Genomic DNA, 23,089 nt, shown 5'->3' on the forward strand with positions numbered 1-23,089 from the left:
GGCTGCTATCTTGCAGACGATGACACGCAGTAAACACAGCAATGCCTCCGTCCCTGAAGTGGCCACCATCGTTTTCCCCGTGGTGGCCATCGGCGCTTCCGCCGGCGGACTCGATCCCATCGTCGCGTTCCTGGCGAACGTGCCGCAGGAAAGCGGCATTGCGTATGTGGTGATCCAGCATCTGGACCCCACGCAAAAGGCCATGCTGCCGGAATTGCTGCAGCGGGCCACCAGCATTCCCGTCACGGAAATCACGCACCAGGCGGAATTGCGCCCGAACCATATCTATGTGATACCGTCGAATGCGGACCTGGCTCTGTCCAAGGGACGTTTCGTGCTCAGCGAGCCCGTGCAGCTGCGCGGGCACCGCCTGCCCATCAATGCCTTTTTCGAGAGCCTTGCAAGCGAACTGGGCGAACTGGCTGTGGGCGTGATTTTTTCCGGCATGGGCAGCGACGGCACGCGCGGCTTGCAGGCGATCAAGCAGGCGGGCGGCCTGACCCTGGCCCAGTATCCCGATACGGCCAAGTTCGACATGATGCCGCAGAGCGCGATTGCGGCCGAAGTAGTGGACCTCGTCGATTTCCCCGACAAGATGCCGGACAAGATCATCACCTATCTGTTCCGCAGCAGTTTCCTCAGCCTGCCGGGCCACGAGCCGAACGGCCGCAACTCGCTGCAGGAAATCGTCGCCCTGCTATCCGAGCACACGGGCAACAGTTTTACGGATTACAAGATCAACACGGTGCTGCGCCGCATCGAACGGCGCATGAGCTTGTACCAGATGGCGTCGATGGAAGAGTATGTTCCCTATCTGCGCGACAATCCGGCGGAAATCGACTTGCTGTTCAAGGAATTGCTGATCGGCGTGACGAGTTTTTTCCGCGACCCGAAAGTGTGGGAATACCTGAAGATGGTGGTGGTGCCGCAAATGCTGGCGGCCCATCCGGACGGCCGGGCCTTCAAGGCCTGGGTGCCCGCCTGTTCCACGGGCGAGGAAGCGTATTCGCTGGCCATGGTCTTCCATGAAGTGGTGGCCAGCAGCAACCCGCCGTCGAAATACAGCCTGCAGATCTTTGCCACCGACCTGTCGGCCGACGCCATCGACCGCGCGCGCCAGGGCCGGTTTCCGCACAGTATCAACAGCGACGTGTCCGCCGAACGCCTGGGGCGTTTCTTTTTGCGTGACAAGAACGATTACCACATCAAAAAAGAAATCCGCAACACGATCATCTTTGCCCAGCAAAACATTATTTCGGACCCGCCGTTCACCAAGCTTGACATCTTGTGCTGCCGCAACCTGTTGATCTATCTCAATGCCAAGCTGCAGCAGCGCCTGATTCCCCTGTTTCATTACGCCTTGAACCGCGACGGGATTCTGCTGCTGGGCAGCGCCGATACGCCCGGTCATTTTTCCGACCTGTTTTCGCCGCTGACCACGTCGACCCGGCTGTACCGCCGCCTCGACAACCTGGCGCGCCAGCGCCTGCCCACGTATTTTCCCACCAAGGTATCGTTGGCATCCCCTCCCACACCTAGCGACACGAGAGAAGTCAGCATGACTGGAAAGATTCAATCCCATGTCGAGCAATTATTGCTCCAGAAGTATTCCCCGGCGGCCGCGCTGCTGAACCAGGATGGCGACATCCTGTACATCAATGGCCGCACGGGTGCCTTCCTGGAACCGGCGGCCGGCAAGGCCAACTGGAATATCCATGCGATGGCGCGCGAAGGCTTGCGCTACGAGCTGGCGGGCTTGATCAAGCAGGCGCTGCAAAGCGAAAGCGTGGTGCGCCTGAAGGGCCTGGTCGTCAAGGACCACCTGGGGCAGTCGCTGGGCGTGGACCTGAGTGCCGAAGCGCTGAGCCAGCCCGAATCCTTGCGCGGCATGGTCTTCGTCACGTTTTCCAGTGCGCCCCTGGTAGCCGAGACGCGCCGCGGCCGCTCGCCCAATCCCAAGGTGCTGGAACTGGAGCAGCAGCTCAGCCAGGCGCGCAATGAAATCCAGGCCGTGCGCGACGAGATGCAAACTTCGCGCGAAGAACTCAAGTCGGCCAATGAGGAATTGCAGTCAACCAATGAAGAACTGCAATCGACGAACGAGGAGCTGACCACCTCGAAGGAAGAGATGCAGTCGCTGAACGAAGAGCTGTACACGGTTAATGCCGAACTGCAATCGAAAGTCGATGATCTGTCGTTGGTCAATAGCGACATGAAGAATCTGCTCAATAGTACCGATATCGCCACCATTTTTCTCGACAGCGACCTGCGCATCCGCCGCTTCACGGCGCCAGCCACGCAAATCTACAAACTGATCCAGACTGACTTGCGCCGTCCGCTCAGCGACATCGTCAACGACCTCGATTATCCTGGCCTGGAAGGCGATGCGCTGGAAGTGATCCGCAGCCTCGTGTTTTGCGAGCGGCAAGTGGAGACCAAGACGGGGCGCTGGTACAACGTGCGCATCATGCCGTACCGCACGATTGAAAACGTGATCGATGGCGTGGTGGTGACCTTTATCAACATTACAGAATCGAAGCTGCTGGAAGCCCAGCTGCGCCAGATCCAGTCCGGCGCCGTGGCAGATGGGAAAGCAGGAGAAAGCGCGTCATGAGCGAACCATTCGACAGCGGTACCGGCCCTGCCAGGCTGAGGGAGCAGGCCGAGCAAATGGCAGCGGAGCAGCGCCAGCCCGTCGCGCCGCCGCAGTCGAATGAAGAGGTGATGCGCCAGCTGCATGAGTTGTATGTCAGCCAGATCGAGCTGGAAATGCAGAGTGCGGCCCTGGTCGAGCTGGAACAGCTGAAGAATGAATTTGAAAGCAGCCGCGACCGTTATGCGCAGCTGTATGAACAGGCGCCCGTCAGCTATTTTTCGCTGGCGCGCGAAGGTGTCATCACGCGCGTCAACGTGGCGGCCTGCGGCTTGTTGGAACGCGACAAGAACCAGCTGCTGGGACGGCGTTTCGAGCAATTCGTCGCACCCCAGGCGCAGGGCGGCTTCCGCCGCTTCCTCGACGCCGTGTTTACCAGCGGCGCGCGGCAAGTGCTCGAAGCGCAATTGTTCGAAGGCGAAGCGGGCGGCGTGGGCGGCATGGTGCGCATCGAAGCCAATTTCGATGCCGCCAGCGCCACGGCGCGCATGCTGGTGACGGACCTGGGCGACGAGCACGCGCGCGAATCGGCCTTGCGGCGCGCTTTCGTCATCCTCGACAGCATACGCGAAGGCGTGCTGGTGACGGACAGCGGCAACCGCATCATTTCCGTCAACCCCGCGTTCACCACCATCACCGGTTACCAGGCGGAGGAAGCCATCGGGCGCGATCCCTCCTTCCTCGGCGGCGGCACGCATTTGCCGCAGTTCTATGAAGCCATGTGGCGCAGCCTGCACCAGGATGGCAGTTGGTATGGCGAACTGGTGAACCGGCGCAAGAATGGCGAGCGCTTCGTCGAATCGCTGTCGATCACGCCCATGCGCAGCCCGGACGGCGCCATCAGCCACTTTGTCGGCGTGTTTTCCGATATCACCGAACGCAAGCTGGCCGAGGCGGACTTGCGCGAACTGCACCGCGAGCTGGACCAGCGCGTGGTCGACCGCACGGCCGAATTGCTGCGCGCTAACCAGCACCTGCAGCTGGAAGTGCACCAGCGCGAGCGGGCGCAGGAAGCCCTGCGCGATGCGGAACGCTTCTTTCACGCCACCATCGATTCGCTGACGGACCGGGTACTGGTGCTGGACCGGGCGGGCAGCGTGGTGCATGCGAACCAGGCTTGCCTGGCCTTCGTCGGGCAAACGCCGCAGCCGCTGCAGTACCTGGATTTCTGCGACACGGACGTGCGCTGGCAGCGCAGCGCGGGACGCGAGCTGGCCGCCGGCATCCGCTCCGTCATTGCCGGCCGGGCCGACACGTTTGCGCTCGAGTATGAATTTGCCACGCGCGCAGGTCCGCGCTGGTCGCAGGCCAGGGTCAGCCGTTTTCTCGGCGAAGGACCGCTGCGCGTGGTGGTGGCGCATACGGACATCACGGAACGCAAGCTGATGGATGGCGCCTTGCGCCAGTCGCACGCGCAGCTGCGCCAGCTGGCCTTGCACCTGGAAACGGCCAAGGAAGACGAACGCAAGCGCATCTCGCGCGATATCCACGATGAACTGGGACAAAACCTGCTGGCCTTGCGCATCGATATCTCCATGCTCAGCGCGCGCACGGAAGGCTCGCACCCGCGTTTGCACCGCCGGGTCGGCGCCGTACTCAGCAATGTCGACACCACCATCAAGAGCGTGCGCGGCATCATGAACGAGCTGCGCCCGATGGCGCTGGATCTGGGCTTGCAGGCCGCCATCGAATGGCAGGTGGGCGACTTCCGCAAGCGCAGCGGCGTCGCGTGCCGCCTGCTGATACGCGACGAGGCGCTGTTTGCCGCCATCGGCAGCCAGGTCGAGATCGTGCTGTTCCGCATCGTGCAAGAGGCGCTCAGCAACGTCATGCGCCACGCCCAGGCCAGCCAGGTCGAGATCGAGCTGAGCTCGGATGCCTGCGCCGTGTACCTGGCCATCAGCGACAACGGCATCGGCATCACGCCGCAGCAGCAGCGCAAGAAACAATGCTTTGGCCTGATGGGCATCGCCGAGCGGGTGACGGCGCTGGGCGGGCATTTCGAGGTGGGCATGCCGGCGTCGGGTGCCGGTTGCCGCCTGTCGCTGCAGATTCCCCTGCCGGGAGCGGGGCGGCCGGCCGCCTGATGCAGAAATTGCAATAGGTTAATTTTTGGCGACCCGGGCGGCCTGGACAGGCTATACTTTCGCCTGCTTTTTATGGAGGGGCATATCTTGTTCAAGACAATCGTACTACCAGTCGCCTTGATGGGCGCGTTCGCCGGCGCACACGCCGACGAAGGGCAGTGGCAACCACATCAGCTGCCACAGCTGAAAGCCGAACTCAAACGGGTCGGCATCGAAATTCCTGCGGAAAAACTGGCCGACCTGAGCAAGCACCCGATGAGCGCCATCGTGTCGCTGGGCGGCTGCTCGGCCGCCTTCGTCTCCGACGCGGGCCTGGTGGTGACGAACCACCACTGCGCGTATGGCGCCGTGCAGCGCAACTCCACGCCGGAACACAATTACATCACCAACGGCTTTCTGGCCAAGACGCGCGCCGCAGAGCTGCCGGGCGGTCCGAACAGCCTCGTGTACGTGACGGACAAGGTGGAGAACGTCAGCGACCGCGTACTGAAGGGCTTGACGGCCGACATGAGCGGCCGTGCGCGCCACGAAGCCGTGGAAAAGCGCATCAAGGACCTGATCGCCGAATGCGAAACGGACAAGATGTACCGCTGCTCCGTGCCCGCCTTCCACCGCGGCCTCGAGTACTACCGCATCCGCCAGATGATGATACGCGACGTGCGCCTCGTGTACGCGCCATCGGACAAGATCGGCAACTTCGGCGGCGACATCGACAACTACGAATGGCCGCGCCACACGGGCGATTACTCGTTCCTGCGCGCCTACGTGGGCAAGGATGGCCGTCCGGCCGACCCGTCGCCCGACAACGTGCCCTATAAATCGAAGGATTTCCTCGTGGTCTCGGCCGAAGGCTTGAAGGCCGGCGACGGCATCTTGCTGGCGGGCTACCCCGGCCGCACCAGCCGCTACAAGCTGCCGGCGGAAATCCGCTTCGCGCGCGATACGGCCTTCCCGTTGAAAGTAGCCGAACTGCAAGCCGACCTGGCCGTGATGGCCGACTCGACGAGTGGCGACGCGGCCGCGGCCGTGCGCTATGCGAGCGTGGTGAAAAGCATCAACAACGTGCTGAAGAAAACCCAGGGCTTGCTCGACGGTTTCGCCCGCAAGGACATCGCCGCCATCAAGGACGTGCAGGATGCCGAGTTCCGCGCCTGGTACGCGAAGCAGCCGAACGTGTCGGCCACCCTGCTGGCCGAACTGGACGCGGCGATCGCCAGCGACATGGCCCTGAGCGAAGAAGAGTTCGCCTGGAGCGTGGCCACCAACAGCGATTTGCTCAAGAGCGCGCGCACCATCTACCGCCTGTCGCTGGAGCGCCAGAAAGCGGACGCCGAGCGCGAATCGGGCTTCCAGCAGCGCGACCTGGCCTTCATCAAGGCCCGTCTGGCCCGCCTGGAACAGTCGTATGTCAACAAGGTCGACCAGGCGCGTTTCGAAGCCGGCCTGAAGCGCTACGCGCAGCTGGCGGCGAAGAGCCATCCGCAAGGCCTGGATGCGCTGCTGCCGGCGCCAACGGCCGTGGCGGCCCTGTACCAGCAGACGCAACTGGCCGACACGGCCAAGCGCCTGGCCTGGCTGGAAAAGGACCAGGCTGCTGTTGCCCAGTCCGACGATGCCTTCATGGCGCTGGCCATCAAGCTGCAGCCCGTCGAGACGGCGCTGGAAGAGCGCCGCAAGGAAATCGACGGCAACCTGGAACGCGTGATTCCGCAATACATGCAAGCTGTGATTGCCTGGAAGAAGTCGCAAGGCAAACCCGTCTATCCTGACGCCAACTCGACCTTGCGCGTCACCTACGGCACGGTATCGCCGTACTCGCCGCGCGACGGCATCACCAAGGGACCGTTCACGACCGTGGAAGGCATCGTCGAGAAAGTCACGGGCAAGGCTCCGTTCGAAGCGCCGCAAGGCTTGATCGACGCCGTCAAGGAAAAACGCTACGGCCAGTTCCGCGATCCGGCCCTGGGCACGGTGCCCGTCAACTTCCTCACCAGCGCCGATACCACGGGCGGCAATTCCGGCTCGGCCGTGATGAACAAGCGTGGCGAACTGATCGGCCTGAACTTCGATTCGACGTATGAATCGATCACCAAGGACTGGTACTTCGACACGGCCATCACGCGCGCCATCCACCTCGACATCCGCTACATGCTGTGGGTGATGAAGGAAGTGGACCACGCGGACAACTTGCTGCAGGAAATGACCATCAAGTATCCGAAGCCAGTGAAAGCTGCCAAGAAGTAAGTATCAGCTTCAACTTCAGCTTGCGTTAGCATAAAGCCGCATCCGCCGCAGGGCCGATGCGGCTTTTTTTATGCCGGGATGCCGCCCGCACCGTACACGTCGCCACCCGACTTTTCGGAGGCGCCACGTATAATTTCTCTCCCTATCCACCACTCTTCTTTTCCGACAGGTCCCTATGCCCCCGACTCCCGCTTTACCACTTGATTGGCAGACATTTGAAACGGCCCACGACGTCGAAGCAACCTGGTTCAGGCTGGCCAGCGCATCGCTGGCGTTGCTGGGCGCGTCCGCTTTCAAGGAGCAGGCATTTTCTGCCTTTGCCTTCAATGCCGTCTCGTTTCCATCTATTTCGCTGAGCTTTGACACCGATCCCGGCAACCGCGAGCGCGGCCATTACCCGCCGGACTGGTCGAACGAGTGCATGGAAGCCGACGTGCCGGCAATCGGGCAATTGTGGGAGGAGGGCCACGCAGGGATAGAAGACGCGCTGGCCGAGCTGATCGACGCCGCCGATGACGAGCTGCTTGAAGCCATCGAGGCCGGCTATCTGCACAGCCTGAGGAAAACGATGGTGCGGCTGGAAGCATCCGATGCTTTCGGCCAGATCAAGACCTGCCCCCGTTTCTGGACCGTGGTCACGCAAGTCGACGCCGATACGGACGACGAGGAACGGCTGCTCGAGCAGGTGCGCCTGGCGCCGCTGCCTGGCCAGGCGTGACGGCGTGGGGCGCGGCGCATCGCGCGCCGCGCATGGCCCTGCGCCCTAGGCGGCGCCGGCGATCTGCCCCTGCGGCGTGGCCGCGGTCCGTACGTTGAGCATCCGCCACAGGCGCGCCGGCAGCGCGCTGATCGGCCGCTCGCGCACGGGAATGTCGATCCAGCAGGCGTACAGCAGATGGCCATTCACGCGCATCGGCGGTCCGGCGCGCTCCGTCGAAAAGCCGCCTTGCCGCAGCAGCCGCTCGATGCCGACGGGGGAGACGGAAATGATACGGCGCGCGCCCAGGGTTGCCGCCGTGGCGATGGCCTTGCGCAGCAGGCGGAAAGTGTCTTCCAGCGTATTGCGGTTGTCGTGCAGATCCATCGACGTGAAGCGGGACAGTTCCCAGATGTCGTGATGGCGTGGCGGCTCCTGGCCGGCCATCAGCTGGGGAAATACTTCCCCCAGTAGGTATTGACGGTCGGTGGGCAGGAGACGGGCGCAGCCGTTGATGCGGCCCTCCTCATCCCTTGCGATGACGTAGTACGTATCGTCATGATCGAACTGGTCCGTTTCCCTGCCATCCCTGGATGGCAGGTCCCATCCCAGGGTCTCCACGAAAACCTTGTAGCGATAGCGCTCCAGTTCGGACTTCAGGGTATTGCAAAGCGCATCAGATTTGGCTGAAAGGAATTTCATAATTATCTACGGCAGTGACGGGATGGCTATTACAGTGTAATTGTGGCCGCTGCAAAACTGTAAGGAACCACAGGTGGGGGTGCCGATTTATGTTGCTGGCGGTGCGTTTTGGTGAGAATTTGAAGCAGACTTTGCTATACCATACGCCGACTCGTTGACGTGTCATTTTTTTATCATGCGCGACGAACCCTGCGGCAAATCCATCCCCTACAAAGGACTTCTATGTTCGCTTACAACGCCCCAAAAACGCGTATCCCGGCAGCAGAATGGAAACAAGGTGTGATCGAAAGCCTGGCTGCCACCCACACGCCGGATGACATATTCGAGGTGCTGGCGGGCGTGGCCGGCGACCTGGGGTTTGAGTATTGCGCCTATGGCCTGCAAGGCCGCCTGCCGATGTCCAATCCCAAGGTGTTTACCGTTAATAATTATCCAAGTTCCTGGCAGCGCCGCTATTCCGAGCAGGCGTATATGCGTTCCGACCCGACCGTCAGCCGCGCCAACCGCTCCTTGCAACCCATCCTGTGGGGGGACAAAATGGTGGAAGAAAATCCCGAGTTCTGGGAAGACGCCCATGCCCATGGCTTGCGCTACGGCTGGGCCCAATCGTCGTGCGACATGAGCGGCCAGGTCGGTCTGCTGAGTTTTTCCCGCTCCAGCAAGCCCCTGACGGAGCGGGAAATTGACGTCTTGTCCTTTCGCGTGTCCTGGCTGGCGAATGTCGTGCATGAGCATTTTGCCGACGCCATTGCCGTGCCGGCCAAGGATGCGCCCAAAGTCCAGCTGACCGAACGCGAGGCGGAAGTGCTGCGCTGGTGCGCGGACGGCAAGACCTCGGCCGACATCAGCGAGATCCTGAACATTACGGAGCGCACCGTCACCTTTCACATCAGTAACTCCCTGCAAAAGCTCGACACGGTCAACAAGACTGCCGCCGTCATCAAGGCGATGGCCTTACGCCTGCTGTAGGCGGGCGGCCTCGGGCGGCGCGGCAAAGATCAGCGCGGCATTGGTGCCGCCAAAGCCGAAGGAATTCGACAGCACGTGGCGGATCGGCCGGGCGTATGCCTTGCCGGCCACCAGGTCGATGCCCTCGCATTCTGCGGCGCGGTTTTCCAGGTTGAGGGTCGGCGGCACGATCTGGTCGCGCAAGGACAGCACCGACAGGATGGCTTCCACGCTGCCGGAGGCGCCAAGCAGGTGGCCCATGGCCGACTTGGTCGAGGAGACCGAGACGCCGCCCTGCAGGTGGGCGCCGAAGACGTGCCGCAAGGCGGCGATTTCTGCCAGATCGCCGGCCGGGGTCGATGTCGCGTGCGCATTGATGTAGTCGATGGCCTCTGGCGCCAGGCGGGCGCGCCGCAGCGCCGCCTGCATGGCCCGTGCCGCGCCATTGCCGTCTTCCGGCGGCGCCACTGCATGGTAGGCGTCGCCCGACATGCCGTAGCCGATCACCTCGGCGTATATCCTGGCGCCGCGCGCGCGCGCGTGCTCGTATTCCTCCAGCACCATGACGCCGCTGCCTTCGCCCATCACGAAGCCGTCGCGGGCGCGGTCCCACGGCCGCGAGGCCCGTTCCGGCGCGTCGTTGAACGCCGTGGACAGCGCGCGGGCGGCGCAAAAGCCCGCCACGCCGAGCTCGCAGATGGTGCCTTCGGTGCCGCCGGCCACCATGACGTCGGCGTCGTCGAGCGCGATCATGCGCGCGGCGTCGCCTATGGCGTGCGCGCCCGATGCGCAGGCGGTGACGGTGGCGTGCGCGGGCCCGCGCAGATGGTGCTGAATGGCAATGTGTCCCGCCGCCAGATTGATCAGGTTGGACGGGATGAAGAACGGCGACAGGCGCCGCTGGCTGCCATTTTCCAGCGCCCTGGCCGCTGCCTCGATGCCGGGCAGGCCGCCGATGCCGGAACCGATCATCACGCCGCTGCGTTCCTGTTCCGCCAGTGCGGCCGGCGCCCAGCCGGCATCGCGCAGCGCTTCGGTGGCGGCGGCGATGGCGTAGACGATGAAGGGATCCATTTTCTTCAGTTCCTTGCGCTCGACCCAGTCTTCCGGACGAAAGCCGCCTTCCTCGCCCGCCGCCGGCAATTGCCCGGCAATGCGCGCCGGCAGGTGGGCGGCCGGGAAACGGTCCAGCACGCCGATGCCGCTGTGGCCCGCCAGCAGCCGCTGCCAGGTGCGCTCGGCGCCAACGGCCAGCGGGGTCAGCATGCCGATGCCGGTGACGACCACGCGGCGCAGGCCGAGCGGGTGGGGCAGAGCGTAGTGGGACGAAGACATCGCAGTCCTTTCAGCAAGTTAAACAAAGCCGAAATGTATCAGCAATCGCCAGCCGTATACCCCTGTAGGAAATGACAGGTCGGGCGCGGCTCATTTGGCGGTGCCAGGCAGCAGCTGGCGCTGGCGCGCGACGAGCATGCACGCCACCCCGGCGAGCAAGACCAGGGCGGCCACCACGATAGGCAGCAGGGTCGACAGGGGCTGCAGGGCCGCCGTGATCAGCGGCGCCACGCCCCAGGCCAGCGCATTGATCGCCGAGATCAAGCCCATCAGCTGTCCCTGGCGCTCCGTCAGCGTGCGGTTGGAGGCGATGCTGAGCAGGCAGACATAGGTCGTGGCGACGGCAATCGCCAGCGGGCCGGTCAGCAGCCACAGCACGGCCGGCGCATTGCCCAGGGCCGCCGCGGCGACCAGCGGCGGCTGGATGGACAGGCTGAGGAGCAAGATGCGCTCCAGCGCGAAACGGCGCGTGGCCCAGGGCACGATGAACAGCATGGCAACGGCAAAGCAGGTGGAGTAGTACGCCAGCAGCTGGGCTTCCTGCCAGGCGTCAAAGCGGTAATGCAGCAGCGCGAACGCGGCCATGTAGTTGAAATACATGTAGTAGCCGAGCAGGAAGATGGCCAGCAGCAGCAGGGGCTGGCGCAACTCGGGACGGCACAGCATGTGCCACAGATTGCGCCACGGGTTGGCGTTGTCGTCCGACAGCGTGCGGGTATCCGCGTAGCACAGCAGGACCAGGACGGCGCTGGCCAGCGGCAGCAGCGCCGCCCACAGATAGGGGAGCCAGAGCGCCGCGCCCTGCTGGTGCATGATGCCGCCCAGCAGCGGGCCGGCAACGAAACCGATGCCGTTGGCGGCCGTCACCAGCGCGAGGTTGGCGGCCTTGCTGTCTGCCGTGCTGAGGTCGATGATGGCCGCTTGCGCCACCGGCAGGCTGGCGGCCGTGATGCCGGCCAGCGCCCGCCCGCAGCAGATCAGCTCCAGGCTGCCCTGCCAGACGCCGAAGGCGGTCAGCGCCATGCCGCCGGCGTTGCCAAGCAAACACAGCAGCAAGACCGGTTTCCGGCCCTTGCGGTCCGACAAGGCGCCCAGCCAGGGCGAGCCCAGGCACATCATCAGCGGATAGATGGCCAGCATCAGGCCGTAGATGGCCGAGCGGAAGGCCGGCCCCTGGCTGCTGTCGAACAGCGGCGACGCATCGCCCAGCAGCAGCGGGGTCAGGGTCGGGTAGACGATGCCGATGCCGGCGGCGTCGGCGAAAATGGTACTGAACAGGGCGAGGTAAACCAGTCTGGATTTCATCTTGGACTCATCAAAATTGGCCGGGACACAGCTGCGCCCCGGCCGGAAAGGCATTAATCGGAAGCCTGGGCCAGGCGGCGCAGGCTGCTGACGGCAAAGTCGTGCAGCGTGGCCGCGTCGCGCACCTCGTCCAGCTCCAGCTGCCCCAGTTCGCGCAGGAACTCCGCATTGGCCACTTGCCGCGGCGGCGTCTGCGCGGGCTGGGGCTGGCCGAGGTCGGCGTACAGCGGCAGCAGGCGGAAGAAGGGATCGCGTTCCGCCGTCTCCTGCCTGCTGCGTTCGACCCAGCGTGCCGCGGGCGTGGCTTGCAGCGCGGGCCGGAGCGCCGCGGCGAGGGCGTCGAACGCCAGCGGTCCGAGGCTCAGGTTGCGCACGCCCGAGGCCGTGCCCAGCTTGCTGCGCCTCGCCACATAGCGCGCCACCAGCGCCGTCGGCAGCAGCGTGACGGGCATCGGCACGTCCGGGTAGGCATCCATCTGCAGGCACTTGACGGCCAGCGCGACAAAATGGTTTTGCGTGTACAGGCGGCTGTCGCTGTCGTCGAACATCAGCGGCAGGCGGTAGACGGTGGCCGGATAGCCCATGGCGATGGCCTGCGTCACCTGCAGCTCGGCCGCCAGCTTGGACTGTTCGTAGCCGGAAGCGATGGCCTCCAGGCTGGATGCGGGCAGCGGCGCCTCCGGCAAGTCGGCCAGTTCGGTGAACTGGGTCGACATGTGGTGCACGTGGGCGGCGCCGGCCTGCGCCGCGAACAGCAGCACATGGCGGGTGGCAACCACGTTGCCGTCGCGCATGGACGCATAGTCGGCAGCGTGATTGACGTGCGCCGCCGCGTGGATCACCTGGCCGACGCTGGCGCAGCATGCGGCGTAGTCGGCGGCCGACATGCCCAGCGAAGGCTGCGTCAGGTCGGCCTGGAGCACGCTCAGCCGCAGTGGCGGCAAGTCCGCATGGAAAAGCTGCCGGTAGCGCGCCGCCAGGCGCGCCATGCCGTCGTCCCCGCGCAGCGGCAAGACGATGCGGGCCGCACTTTCGCTCAGCAGCGCGTGCAGCAGGTGCATGCCCAGGTGGCCGCTGGCGCCCGTCAGCATCACGGCCTTGCCCTGCGTGATGCCGGCAGGGAAGGGCGGCAGCTCGCTCATGCGCTCCAGGTCGGCCTGGTAGGCGCGACCGGGAGACGCCGTGTCGTCGGCGGCATCGGCCGCCAGCAGGCCGTTGATGGTGGGATTGCCCACGAAGCGGCCGAAATGGATGCGCAATCCCAGCGAGCGTTCCACGGCCAGCACCATGCGCGTCAGCACCAGCGAATCGCCGCCCAGCTGGAAAAAGTTCTCGTCGACGTCCACCACTGGCACTTGCAGCAATTCCTGCCAAAGTGCGCAGAGGCGCTGCTGCAACGGCGTCAGCGCCGCGGCGGCGGCAGGCAGGCGCTGCTCGCGCTGCTGTGCCAGCCGCTGCGCCAGCAGGGCGCTGAGCGCGGCGCGGTCGACCTTGCCGCTGCTGTTGAGCGGGAAGGCGTCGAGTTGGAACAGCTGCGATGGCAGCATGTATTCGGGCAGGCGCTGGCGCAACTGCTGCAGGAGCGCGGCATCGGCCGGCGTGCGCGCGATCACGGCCGCCATGATCTGGCGCGTCGTGGCGCCGGGCTGGCCCACTTCCATCACCAGCGCGCACGCATGCTGCACGCCGGCCTGCGCCAGCAGCGCGTGCTCGATCTCGCCCAGCTCGATCAACTGGCCGCGCAGCTTGATGCGGAAATCGTTACGGCCTACGTAGTCCAGTTCGCCATCGGCCGTCCATCTGACGATGTCGCCCGTGCGATAGATGCGCCGCTGCGGCGTTTGCAGCGGATTGCCGTAGAACGGATCGGGCTGACGCACCGTGCCGATGTAGCCGCGCGCGACGCCGCTGTCGCCCAGGTACAGTTCGCCGGCCACGCCCACGGGCACGGGGCGTCCCAGCTTGTCCAGTACCCAGCAGCTGACACCGGGACACGGTTTGCCGATCAGCGCGCCGCTGCCGTGCGGCAAGGCGCGGCAGGCGTGGAAGGTGGCGTAGATGGTGGCTTCGGTCGGCCCGTACAGGTTGTGCAGCACCGTTGCCGTGCCCGATGCCAGCCATTGCTGCACGACGGGCCGCATCAGCGCCTCGCCGACGGAAATGACGTGGCGCAGGCGAGGGCAGGCAGTCAGCTCGCTCACCAGCAGGTTGAGCAGCGACGGTACCGTGCTCATCATGGTAACGCCGTGCGCCCGGCAGGCGGCCACGTGCGCGCTGCCGGCGGGACCCTCCGGCAGCAGCACCACGGTGCCGCCGCAGATCAGCGGCAAACAGTATTCGGGTACGGAAATGTCAAACGTCAGCACCGTGCCCTGCAGGAATTTGTCGCCGGGGCCGAAGCCGAAATACTCGGCCATCCACGCCAGGCGCTCGCTCAGGCCCGCATGCTCGACCAGCACGCCCTTGGGCATGCCGGTACTGCCGGAGGTGTACAGCACATACGCCAGATGGCCGCTGCCGTCGGCATACGGGCTGTTCGGTTCGAGCCGCCGGGCCGGCGGCACGACGACGGCTTGCCGCACGCGCACCTCGAGCGACTGGCCCAGGGCGATTTCCAGCACGCCCAGTTCCGCCTGCGCCCGCAGCAGCGCCTGCATTTCCTCGGCGGGGCGTTCGCTGCTGGTCAGCACCAGCGCGCAGCGCGCCGTCTGCAGCATGTACAGCGAGCGCTGCGGCGGATGCTGCAGGTCCAGCGCGACATAGGCGGCGCCGCATTGCCACAGCGCGAGTATGGCGATCACCGATTCCGGACAGGCGGCGCGCGGCATCATCAGGCCGACCGTGTGTTCCTTGCCGATGCCCAGCGCCGCCAGCTGCGTGGCCAGCTGCTGCACGTGGTGGCGCAGCTGCGCATAGCTGAGGCCTTGTTCGCCCCATTCCAGCGCCGGCGCCGTGGGATGGCGCTCGGCCTGCAGCAGGAATTGCTCGTGCACGGGCAGCGTTCTCGCGCCGACCGGCATGGCGGCGGCGAGCGGCGCCGTGCCCGGGCCCTGGCCGCCCAGCAGGCAGCGCTGTTCGGCGGCCGACAGCATGGACAGCTGCGCCACGGTCTCGTCGCCGCCGCCCGCCAGCTGCGCCAGCAGCGCGGCATAGTGCGCCGCCATGCGCGCCATGGCGGGCTGGCTGAAGGCGCTGCAGCGGAACTTGAGCAGCATGTCCCAGCGGCCCTGGTACTGCGTGATCCACAGGCTCAGGTCGAACTGCGCCAGCTGCTGCGGAATCGTCAGCGGCGTCAGCGTCGCCGCGCCGGCTTCCAGGTGCATTTCCGCGGCATCGAAGAAATTGAAATAGCTTTGCAGCGGATCGTGGCCCTGCACTGCCGCCTTCAGCCGTTCGTCGCGCATCAGCTGGGCCAGCGGGATGTCCTGGAACTCCAGCAGCTCGAACAAGGCGGCCGAGACGCCGCGTTCCAGCGCCGTGCCGCTGACGCCTTCGTCGATGTCGACGACCAGCGGCAGCACGTTGACGAAGTGGCCCACCGTGTGGCGCCAGCGCTGCTGGGTGCGGCCATTGAACGCCACGCCGGTCAGCACCCGCTGCTGGCCGCTGTAGCGCGCCAGCAGCAACAGCCAGGCCGCCAGGCATACGCTGGCGCGGCGGCTGGCCGGCAGCGCGCGCAGCCGCTCCATGGCTGCCGGCGACAGCGGTATCGCCACGCTGTCGCCCGCGGCGGCCGGCGAGGCCGTGCGCTCATACGGCAGGTCGAGGCGCAGCAGGCTGCCATCCTGCGCCAGCAGCTGCGGCGCGATGTGGCCGGCGGCCCGCGCCACGGCGTCCGCGCCGAGCTGGCGCTGGCTGGCGGCAAAGTCGCGGTATTGCGCCACCGTGCCCGGGCTGTCCGATGGCGGCAGGCCGCACAGGGCGGCCGCCAGCTGCTGGCCCACGTAAAACATGGCGCTGGCATCCATCAGCACATGGTTGGAGCTCAGGACCAGGTAGCCGGTGCCGTCGTGCGCACGCAGCAGCGTCACGCGCGTGGCAAAGCTGTCGTGCAGCGATGGCGCCGCGGCCAGCATGTCCGCTATCTGGGCCAGCGCCGCGGCTTCGTCCTGCACCGGTTGCTGCCGGATGGCGCTGGCCGCCTGCGCGGTGGCTGGCGCATGCACGACATAGGCGGGGCCTGTTTCCTGGTCGTCGCCGTCCACCGTCGCGCGCAACAGTTCATGCGCGGCGATCAGTGCGTCCCAGCGGGCTTGCAGGGCGGCGATGTCCAGGCCCGTGCCATCGATGCGCCAGCCGATGGCGCACTGATAGGCGTTGCCGGCATCCTGGCGCTGCTGTTCGTACCACAGTGAGAATTGCCCGGGCGACAGGGGAATGCGCTGCGCGGCCGTCACGGCGGCCGGGGCGGCGTCGGCCGCCTGCACGGGCGCAGCTGGCTGCAGGCCCGCCAGGCGCTGGCGCAGCTCGGCCAGCGTGCCGCCTGCCAGCAGCAGCGCGACGGGAATGCTGCGGCCCAGCTGGCTTTGCAGCTCGCTGCGGATGCGGATCAGACCCACGGAATCGAGGCCCAGCTGCTCCAGCGTTGCCTGCTCATCCAGCGCGTTGGCGGCATGGCCCGTTTCGCTGGCGATCAGCTGGGCCAGCAGGTCGCCGCCCGCGTCGTTGGGGCTGGCCGTCGGGGATGGCAGGGCCTGGCTTGGCGCGGCGGCGGGCGCCAGCGCGTACACGGCGTAATGGCCGTGGCGTGCGGGGCTTGCCAGCAGCGCGGCGAGCGTGGCGCAGCCCCGTGCCGGGGCCATCGGCGCCAGCTGGCGCAGCGCGCGCGACCGTTTTCCCTGCGCCAGGCTGCGCATCATGCCGGCGCCGTCCCACGGTCCCCAGTCGATCACGGTGGCGGGCAAGCCCTGCTGCCGGCGCTGGTCCGCCAGCAGCTGCAGTCCCGCATTCGCGGTCGCGTAGCTGAACTGGCCGGGCGATTCCAGCAGCGCGGCCAGCGACGAGAACAGTACGAAGTGTTCGAGCTCCGCATGCCGCGCGGCGTGCCGGTGCAGCAGCCATGCGCCGCCCAGCTTGGCGCCGAGCACCCGCTGCAGCTGCGCGGCGTCGATGTCGCCGATGGGCCGGTCGTCCAGGCTGCCGGCCAGGTGGAACAGGCCATGCATGGGTGCGCTGCAGGAGGCCAGGACGGCGCTGGCTGCCGCCGCATCGTCCAGGTCTGCCTGCAGCAGTTGCAGTGCCACGCCGTGCGTGACCAGCTGCCTGAGCCAGGCCTGCTGTTCTTCCGTCGGCGCGCTGCGGCTGATGAGCACGAGGCTGCGGCAGCCGCCGTGCTGTACCAGATAGTCGGCCAGGTGGCGGCCTATGCCGCCGAAAGCGCCGCTGATCCAGTAGGTGCCGTCGGCGCGGCAGCAGGGCTGGTCCGGCGCCGCGGCCAGCGCCACGCGCACCGTGCGCCGCTGCGCCAGGGTGCCGGCGCGCAGCCGCCACAGGTTGGCGGCGATGCTGCCGTCGGCCAGCCCCGCCGGCTGCGCGCGCACGGCGATGGCTGCGGCGGCGATGGCGCCGCCGCCGGCGTCGCTGTCCACCCAGCTGACGTCGAGCGCCGGCAGTTCGCTGCGCAAGTTCGTTGCCAGCGCCTGCGCCAGCGCGCGGCGCGTGTGCGCGGCTTCGTCATCGGCATGGATGGCGATCTCGGCGAGACATAGCTGCAAGGGCTGGCCCGGCTGCCGGTCCAGCAGCACTTGCAGCGCCTGGCGCCAGCTGCCCACCCAGCGTGCCAGCGCGGCGGCATCGGCCGGCTGCGGGTGGGCCGGGTCCAGCAAGATCAGGATGGTGCGCAGCGGGGCCGCAGCCGATTCCGCGCCATGCAGCCTGCCATCGGCATCCCACTGGGCATGGCGCGTATGCACGTCGGCTTCGGCCAGCCATTGCACGCATGCGGCGGGCAAGGTGCTGCTGGCTGCGGCGGCCACCAGCCACTGTTCGCCGGCTGCCGCGCGGGCCGGCTCGCCCGCAGGGACAGGGTGCGCCACCCAGTCGACCGCATGCAGCGGCAGGGGGGCAGGCACGTCCGGCGCGCCCAGGCCCAGGGCCGCGCAGCTGACTTCGCCCAGCACGCCGATGCAGCGGCCCTGCTCGGAATACAGCCGCAGTTCGCCATCGAGGAAGCCGGCGGGCGCTGGCCGCAGCACGGCCTGGCAGAAAATGGTGGCATTCCAGAGCGCGCCGGCGTCGAACCAGGCGCTGCCGACCGAGACCGGCACATAGGCCTGCGCCGGATCGCCGGCGCAGATGCCCAGGGCATGCAGGCAGTTGTCGAGCAGGGCCGCATGCCACACAGGCAGGCTGGCCGCGGGCGCGTCCGGCGGCAGGATGCGGACCCACAGCTCGCCGTCCGATACCCGGTGGCTGGCCTGTACCCGCTGGAACAGGGGACCGTAGCTTACGCCGCGCTCGCGGTAGTGCGCATAGAAGGGCGCGGCATCGTCCCACCGCGCCGCCGCGCCCGGAGCGTCCGCGCCGACGGGGCGCTGCGCCGCGCTCCAGCAGGCCCGCACTTCCGCGTGCAGCGCCCGCGCCTGTGCGGGCGCGCTGTAGCGCAGCTGATACGCCTGCCTGGCATCGGGGCCGCCGATTTCCACCGTCAGCGGGGTAGCGGTGTCGGCCGCCAGCGCCAGCGGCTGGTGGATCAGCAGATCCTGCAGCGTCAATTGCGGCGCGGCGGCGCCTGCCGCCTGCGGCAGCCAGCGTTGCGCCAGGCTGAAGGCGCTGGACAGGTAGTACATGCCGGGCAGGACGGCAGCGCCTTGGATGACGTGCTGCTGCAGCCAGCTGTCGCCGGCCTGGGGATCAAGGCTCAGTTCATGGCGTATCGCCAGCGCCGCGACCGGCGGCACTGGCGCCGTTGCAGCGGCACCCTGGACGGGCAGGCCGGCATGCCACGAGGCCGGCTGGAAGTGCTCGCGCTGGAATGGATACAGCGGCAGGCCGTCCTGCACCGGATGTTTCTCCTGGGCGGCGAATTGCTGCATCGCCTGGCGCGGATCGAGCGCGCCCTGTTCGTTCAGGATGCCCATTGCGCGCAGCACGGTGGGGACGTCGTCGTGGCGGATGTCCAGGCTGGGCAGGCAGGGGATGGCGCGGCCGGCCAGGTGCGCGGCGCTGGCTGCCAGCGGGGTCAGCACGGCGCGCGGGCCGATTTCCAGCACCAGGTCCGGCGCGTCCGCCAGCAGGCGCGCGATGGCGCCGGCAAAGTCGACGGGCGTTTGAATCTGCCCGCTCCAGTAGCGCAGCTGGTCGACGCCGTGTTCCAGCGCGGCCGGATCGTCACTTTCCACCGAGCTGTAAAACCGTATGGCGACGCTTGGCGCGTGCAGCGCCGGCACCATCGCCGCACAGCTGGCAGTGAACTGTTCTGCCGCCGGCGCCATCAGCGGCGTATGGAAGGCGCCCCGGGTGGCCAGCGGCGTGCAAACCAGGCCGGCGTCCGTGGCGGCCTGCGACAGTTGCGCGAGCGCCGCAGCGTGGCCCGCCACCACCACCGATTGCGGGCCGTTGCGCACGGCGATCCAGAGCGCCGGTTCCGCGGCGCAGATGCGTTCGAGCAGCGGCGCCAGCTGCTGCGGCGTGGCGGCCACGGCCAGCATGGCGGAGTCGCTGGCGGCGCAGGCCGCCTCCATGGCGTCGGCCCTGGCCAGCAGCATGCGCACGGCCACGTCGAAGTCCATCACGCCGGCCACGCAGGCCGCGGCGTATTCGCCAACGCTGTGGCCCAGCACCGCTACCGGCCGCAGGCCCAGCGCGCGCCAGAATTCGGCCAGCGCATACTCGATCAGGAACAGCGACAGCTGGGCGCTGCGCTGACGTTCGCGTCCGCTCGGCTGGCGCAGCTCGGCGGCGCCGGCAAACAGGGTGTCGAGGATGGGCGTAGCGTCGCCCGCCAGGCGGTCGAGGCGGGCGGCCAGCGGATCGAGCAGCGAGCGGAACAGGGTGTTTTGCAGGTACAGCTGGCGCGCCATGTTGGTGTACTGGCTGCCCTGGCCGGTGAACACGAGGGCGACCCTTGCCTTGGCCGGGCGCGCCCGCAGCGGCGTGTCCAGGCGCCGCAGCAGCTGCGCCGCCAGATCGGCGGCATTGTCGCCGGTGACGCACAGGCGCGCCTGGTTCCACAGCTGCCGATGGAACAGCGCATGGTGGCAGACGGCTGCGGCGGAAGGCGCATCCGCGCGCGCCAGCCAGCCGGCATAGTACTGCACCAGCGCCTGCAGTGCGTCGGTGCTGCGGGCCGACAGCTGCAGCAGCTGCGGGCCGTCTGTCATGGCCGGCGCCGGCGTATGGCCGGTTTCGCCGAGCAGCACGTGCGCATTGCTGCCGCTCATGCCGAAGGAGCTGACGCCGCCGATGCGGCGGCTGTCGCCGGGCCAGGCCAGCGCTTGCGCGGGCAGGACGGCATGCGGCAAGGCGCTGGCGACGGCTTCGTCGATGTCGTGCGCATGGCAGTGCGGCGCGATGCGGCGCTGATGCAGGCACAGCGCCATCTTGATGATGCCGGCAATGCCGGCGGCGCCTTCGCAGTGGGCGATGTTGGCCTTGGCCGCGCCGAGGAACAGGGGCGTGTCGCGCTGGCCGAAGACCTCGCCCAGCGCGGCCAGTTCGATGCGGTCGCCCAGTTCCGTGCCGGTGCCGTGGGTTTCGATGTGCGATACCTGTTCCGGCGTCAGGCCGGCGTCGCGCAGCGCCTGTTCCATCAGGCGCCGCTGGGCGCTCTTCGATGGCGCGGTGATGCCGTTGCTGCGGCCGTCGCTGTTGATGGCGCTTCCGAGCACATGGGCGTACGCGCGCATGCCGCGCGATGCCGCTTCGGCGGCCGGCAGCAGCACGATGGCGCCGACGCCTTCGCCGCGCGAGAAGCCGTCGGCATGGCGGGTGAACGGCTTGCAGCGGCCGTCGGCCGCCAGCATGCCGGCAGCGGCGAGGTCGGCGCTGTAGTCGTGCGCCAGGATCAGCGACACGCCCGCCACGATGGCCATGCCGCAGCGTCCTTCGCGCAGCGCTGAAACGGCCTGGTGCAGCGCCACCAGCGACGATGAACAGGCCGTGTCGACCACCAGGCTGGGGCCTTCCAGGCCGAAATGGTAGGACAGGCGGCCGGCCGCCATGCTGCCCAGCGCACCGCGGCTCAGGTAGCCGTTATAGTCGCCGCTGGCGGCCATGCGCCGGCCGAAATCGCTGGTGCTGACGCCGACAAACACGCCGCATGGCTTGCCGCGCAGCGCTGCCGGATCGAGGCCGGCATCCTCGAGCGCGTGGTAGGCGCATTCGAGCAGAAGGCGGTGCTGCGGGTCCATGTAGGCGGCTTCCTTGGGCGCGATGCCGAAGCTGCCGGCGTCGAACAGCCACGGCGAGCGCCGCAGATAGCCGCCGTGGCGGGCGGCGGCGGCCAGGCCGTCGCGGGTGGCGCTGTCGAAGCGCTCGGCCGGCAAGGCGCCCGTGGCGTCGACGCCATGCATCAGCACGTGCTCGTAGCCGGCCAGGGTGTCGGCCGGGCCGGGCAGCTCGCAGGCCATGCCGACGATGGCGATGTCGCACGGGGAGGGGAGGTTAATGGCGTTCATGGTCAGATCCTTGATGGGAGGAAGTCGCGGCTGCCGGCAGCGCCTGCAGCACGCGCTGGGCCGAGCGCAGCGCGCCTTCGAAAAAGCCCTGGAAGTCGGAATAGGCTTCGCCGCAGATATGCACCTGCGGCGCGCGGCCGTCCTGGCCGATGGCGAACGCGGCCAGGGTTTGCATGACCTGTTCCGAATCGCGCCCCGGTTTCCAGAAATGCACGCCGGCACCGAAAGGCGCCGCGCTCCAGTCGCACAAACCCCATTCGAGCAGGTGCGGCTCGTCGTCGCGGCCAAAGGTCTGCTGCAGGGTGCGCACCAGCGCCTGGCGCAGGCGTGGGTCGCCGCTGCGTACCGGCCGGTCCTTGTGGGGGAAGCGCGCGCCTGGCGCGTCGCTCAGGTTGGCCCAGTAATGGCACCATGGGTCGTCGTTGTAAAACATCGCCAGGCCGTAGGCCTCGGGCTTGTCCGGATGCGATTCGAAGTGGGCGGCGCGGGTCGTGGCGCCTTCGCCGCTGCCGGGCGCGGCGCCAGGCGCCCACCAGGGATCGGCCATCACGCACGAGGCCCAGACGATGGGAAAGCACAGCACGGCGTCCAGGCAGGCCTGCACGGGCGCAGGCAGCGAGGGAGCCAGCGATTCCAGGGGGCTGCGCGGCAGGGCCAGGATCAGGCGCCGGGTGCGCAAGGTCACGGGCGCGCCCGCATGCCGCAGCTGCAGATCGAGTTCGCCATCGGCGCGTTCGCCGAAGGCCAGCAGCTGGTGGCCCACGTGGATCGCGACGCCGGCCGCGCGCACGGCCTGTTCGGCCACATCGATCAGCGCTTGCATGCCGCCGTGCGGAATGTACGAGGGGCGCTGCATCAGGCGCATGTCGAGCAGCTGGCAGATCCAGTCGGCCGCATTGGGATTCTGGTTCTTGAAGTTGTAGAACGCGCCTTTTTCGCGCGTGAACTCGACGGCTTCATGGCTCAGCACCTCGGCCAGCACGTTCCACATGCCCTGCCGGTACAGCGGACGTCCGCCAAACTGCGCCTGGCGGCGCAAGCGGGCCTTGTCGGCGGCCCGGCCCGGGCGGTCCAGCCGGTCGGCGGCCAGCGGCCACTGGTCGCCAAGGACTTGCGCGATGCCGTGCCACAGCAGCGCCCAGGCGACGTCGCCGCCGGCGGCCTGCTTCACCACGGCATGTTCGGCGGGCGTCAGCCGCGCGTTGTCCGGGCGGATGGCCGAGCAGGCCTCGTGCGACGTGATGGGGGTGATGACGAGCCCCAGCTGCCGCACAAAGTCGTCCATCAGGGGCTGCAGGTCCGGTTCGATGCGCACCGCGCCGAATTCGGCGCGGAACTCGCCGTCCAGCATGGGCTCGGTCTGCACGCGGCCGCCCACCGCTTCCAGCGCTTCGAACAGCTCGATGCGCAATTCCGGCTGGCGCCGCTTGAGCTGCAGCGCCAGGTACAGGCCCGTGATGCCGCCGCCGATGATGCAGATATCGCTGCTGGTTTGCATGCT

The 23,089-nt window shown here is 67.3% G+C and carries 10 protein-coding genes; 5 read left to right on the plus strand and 5 right to left on the minus strand.

What is annotated here, in order from left to right; genetic code table 11:
- Positions 1 to 19 precede the first annotated feature (19 nt).
- The 4 genes from VPH41_RS07305 (at position 20) to VPH41_RS07320 (ending at position 7,702) form a co-directional block, all read left to right on the plus strand.
- The gene (locus VPH41_RS07305; protein ID WP_328569439.1) at positions 20 to 2,614 is read left to right on the plus strand and encodes a chemotaxis protein CheB; all 2,595 of its coding nucleotides are present in this window, start codon (positions 20 to 22) and stop codon (positions 2,612 to 2,614) included.
- Complete coding sequence (locus tag VPH41_RS07310) at positions 2,611 to 4,740, plus strand: sensor histidine kinase (protein WP_328569440.1); 2,130 nt, start codon at positions 2,611 to 2,613, stop codon at positions 4,738 to 4,740. Before VPH41_RS07305 ends, VPH41_RS07310 begins: the two co-directional genes overlap by 4 nt.
- A gap of 87 nt (positions 4,741 to 4,827) precedes the next feature.
- Positions 4,828 to 6,984, plus strand: a complete 2,157-nt coding sequence (locus tag VPH41_RS07315; RefSeq protein WP_442906226.1) for a S46 family peptidase — start codon at positions 4,828 to 4,830, stop codon at positions 6,982 to 6,984.
- Positions 6,985 to 7,159: 175 nt separating this feature from the next.
- Positions 7,160 to 7,702 carry a hypothetical protein gene (locus VPH41_RS07320; RefSeq protein ID WP_328569442.1) on the plus strand — a complete coding sequence of 181 codons (543 nt, stop codon included), beginning with the start codon at positions 7,160 to 7,162 and terminating at the stop codon, positions 7,700 to 7,702.
- 45 nt (positions 7,703 to 7,747) lie between these two features.
- Here the strand turns inward: VPH41_RS07320 and VPH41_RS07325 are convergent, their stop codons facing one another.
- A complete protein-coding gene (locus VPH41_RS07325) occupies positions 7,748 to 8,383 on the minus strand; it encodes an acyl-homoserine-lactone synthase (protein ID WP_328569443.1) in 636 nt (211 codons plus the stop codon).
- Between the two features lie 279 nt (positions 8,384 to 8,662).
- Between VPH41_RS07325 and VPH41_RS07330 the strand changes: the two genes are divergently transcribed.
- Entirely contained in the window at positions 8,663 to 9,352 is a 690-nt protein-coding gene (locus VPH41_RS07330; RefSeq protein ID WP_193317518.1) for a LuxR family transcriptional regulator, read from the plus strand.
- Here VPH41_RS07330 and fabF read toward each other — a convergent pair.
- The 4 genes from fabF to VPH41_RS07350 all read right to left on the minus strand — a co-directional run bounded on the left by fabF (position 9,338) and on the right by VPH41_RS07350 (position 23,086).
- Complete coding sequence (gene fabF / locus VPH41_RS07335; RefSeq protein ID WP_328569444.1) at positions 9,338 to 10,666, minus strand: beta-ketoacyl-ACP synthase II; 1,329 nt, start codon at positions 10,664 to 10,666, stop codon at positions 9,338 to 9,340. The genes VPH41_RS07330 and fabF overlap by 15 nt on opposite strands.
- A 90-nt stretch (positions 10,667 to 10,756) precedes the next feature.
- A complete protein-coding gene (locus VPH41_RS07340) occupies positions 10,757 to 11,971 on the minus strand; it encodes an MFS transporter (RefSeq protein ID WP_328569445.1) in 1,215 nt (404 codons plus the stop codon).
- A gap of 53 nt (positions 11,972 to 12,024) precedes the next feature.
- Positions 12,025 to 21,588, minus strand: coding sequence for a non-ribosomal peptide synthetase/type I polyketide synthase (locus VPH41_RS07345; protein WP_328569446.1), 9,564 nt, complete (start codon positions 21,586 to 21,588; stop codon positions 12,025 to 12,027).
- The gene (locus tag VPH41_RS07350) at positions 21,575 to 23,086 is read right to left on the minus strand and encodes a flavin monoamine oxidase family protein (protein ID WP_328569447.1); all 1,512 of its coding nucleotides are present in this window, start codon (positions 23,084 to 23,086) and stop codon (positions 21,575 to 21,577) included. Before VPH41_RS07350 ends, VPH41_RS07345 begins: the two co-directional genes overlap by 14 nt.
- Between the last annotated feature and the right edge of the window lie 3 nt (positions 23,087 to 23,089).

The sequence above is a fragment of the Janthinobacterium sp. P210006 genome, from assembly GCF_036231885.1.
Lineage (GTDB): Bacteria > Pseudomonadota > Gammaproteobacteria > Burkholderiales > Burkholderiaceae_D > Janthinobacterium > Janthinobacterium violaceinigrum.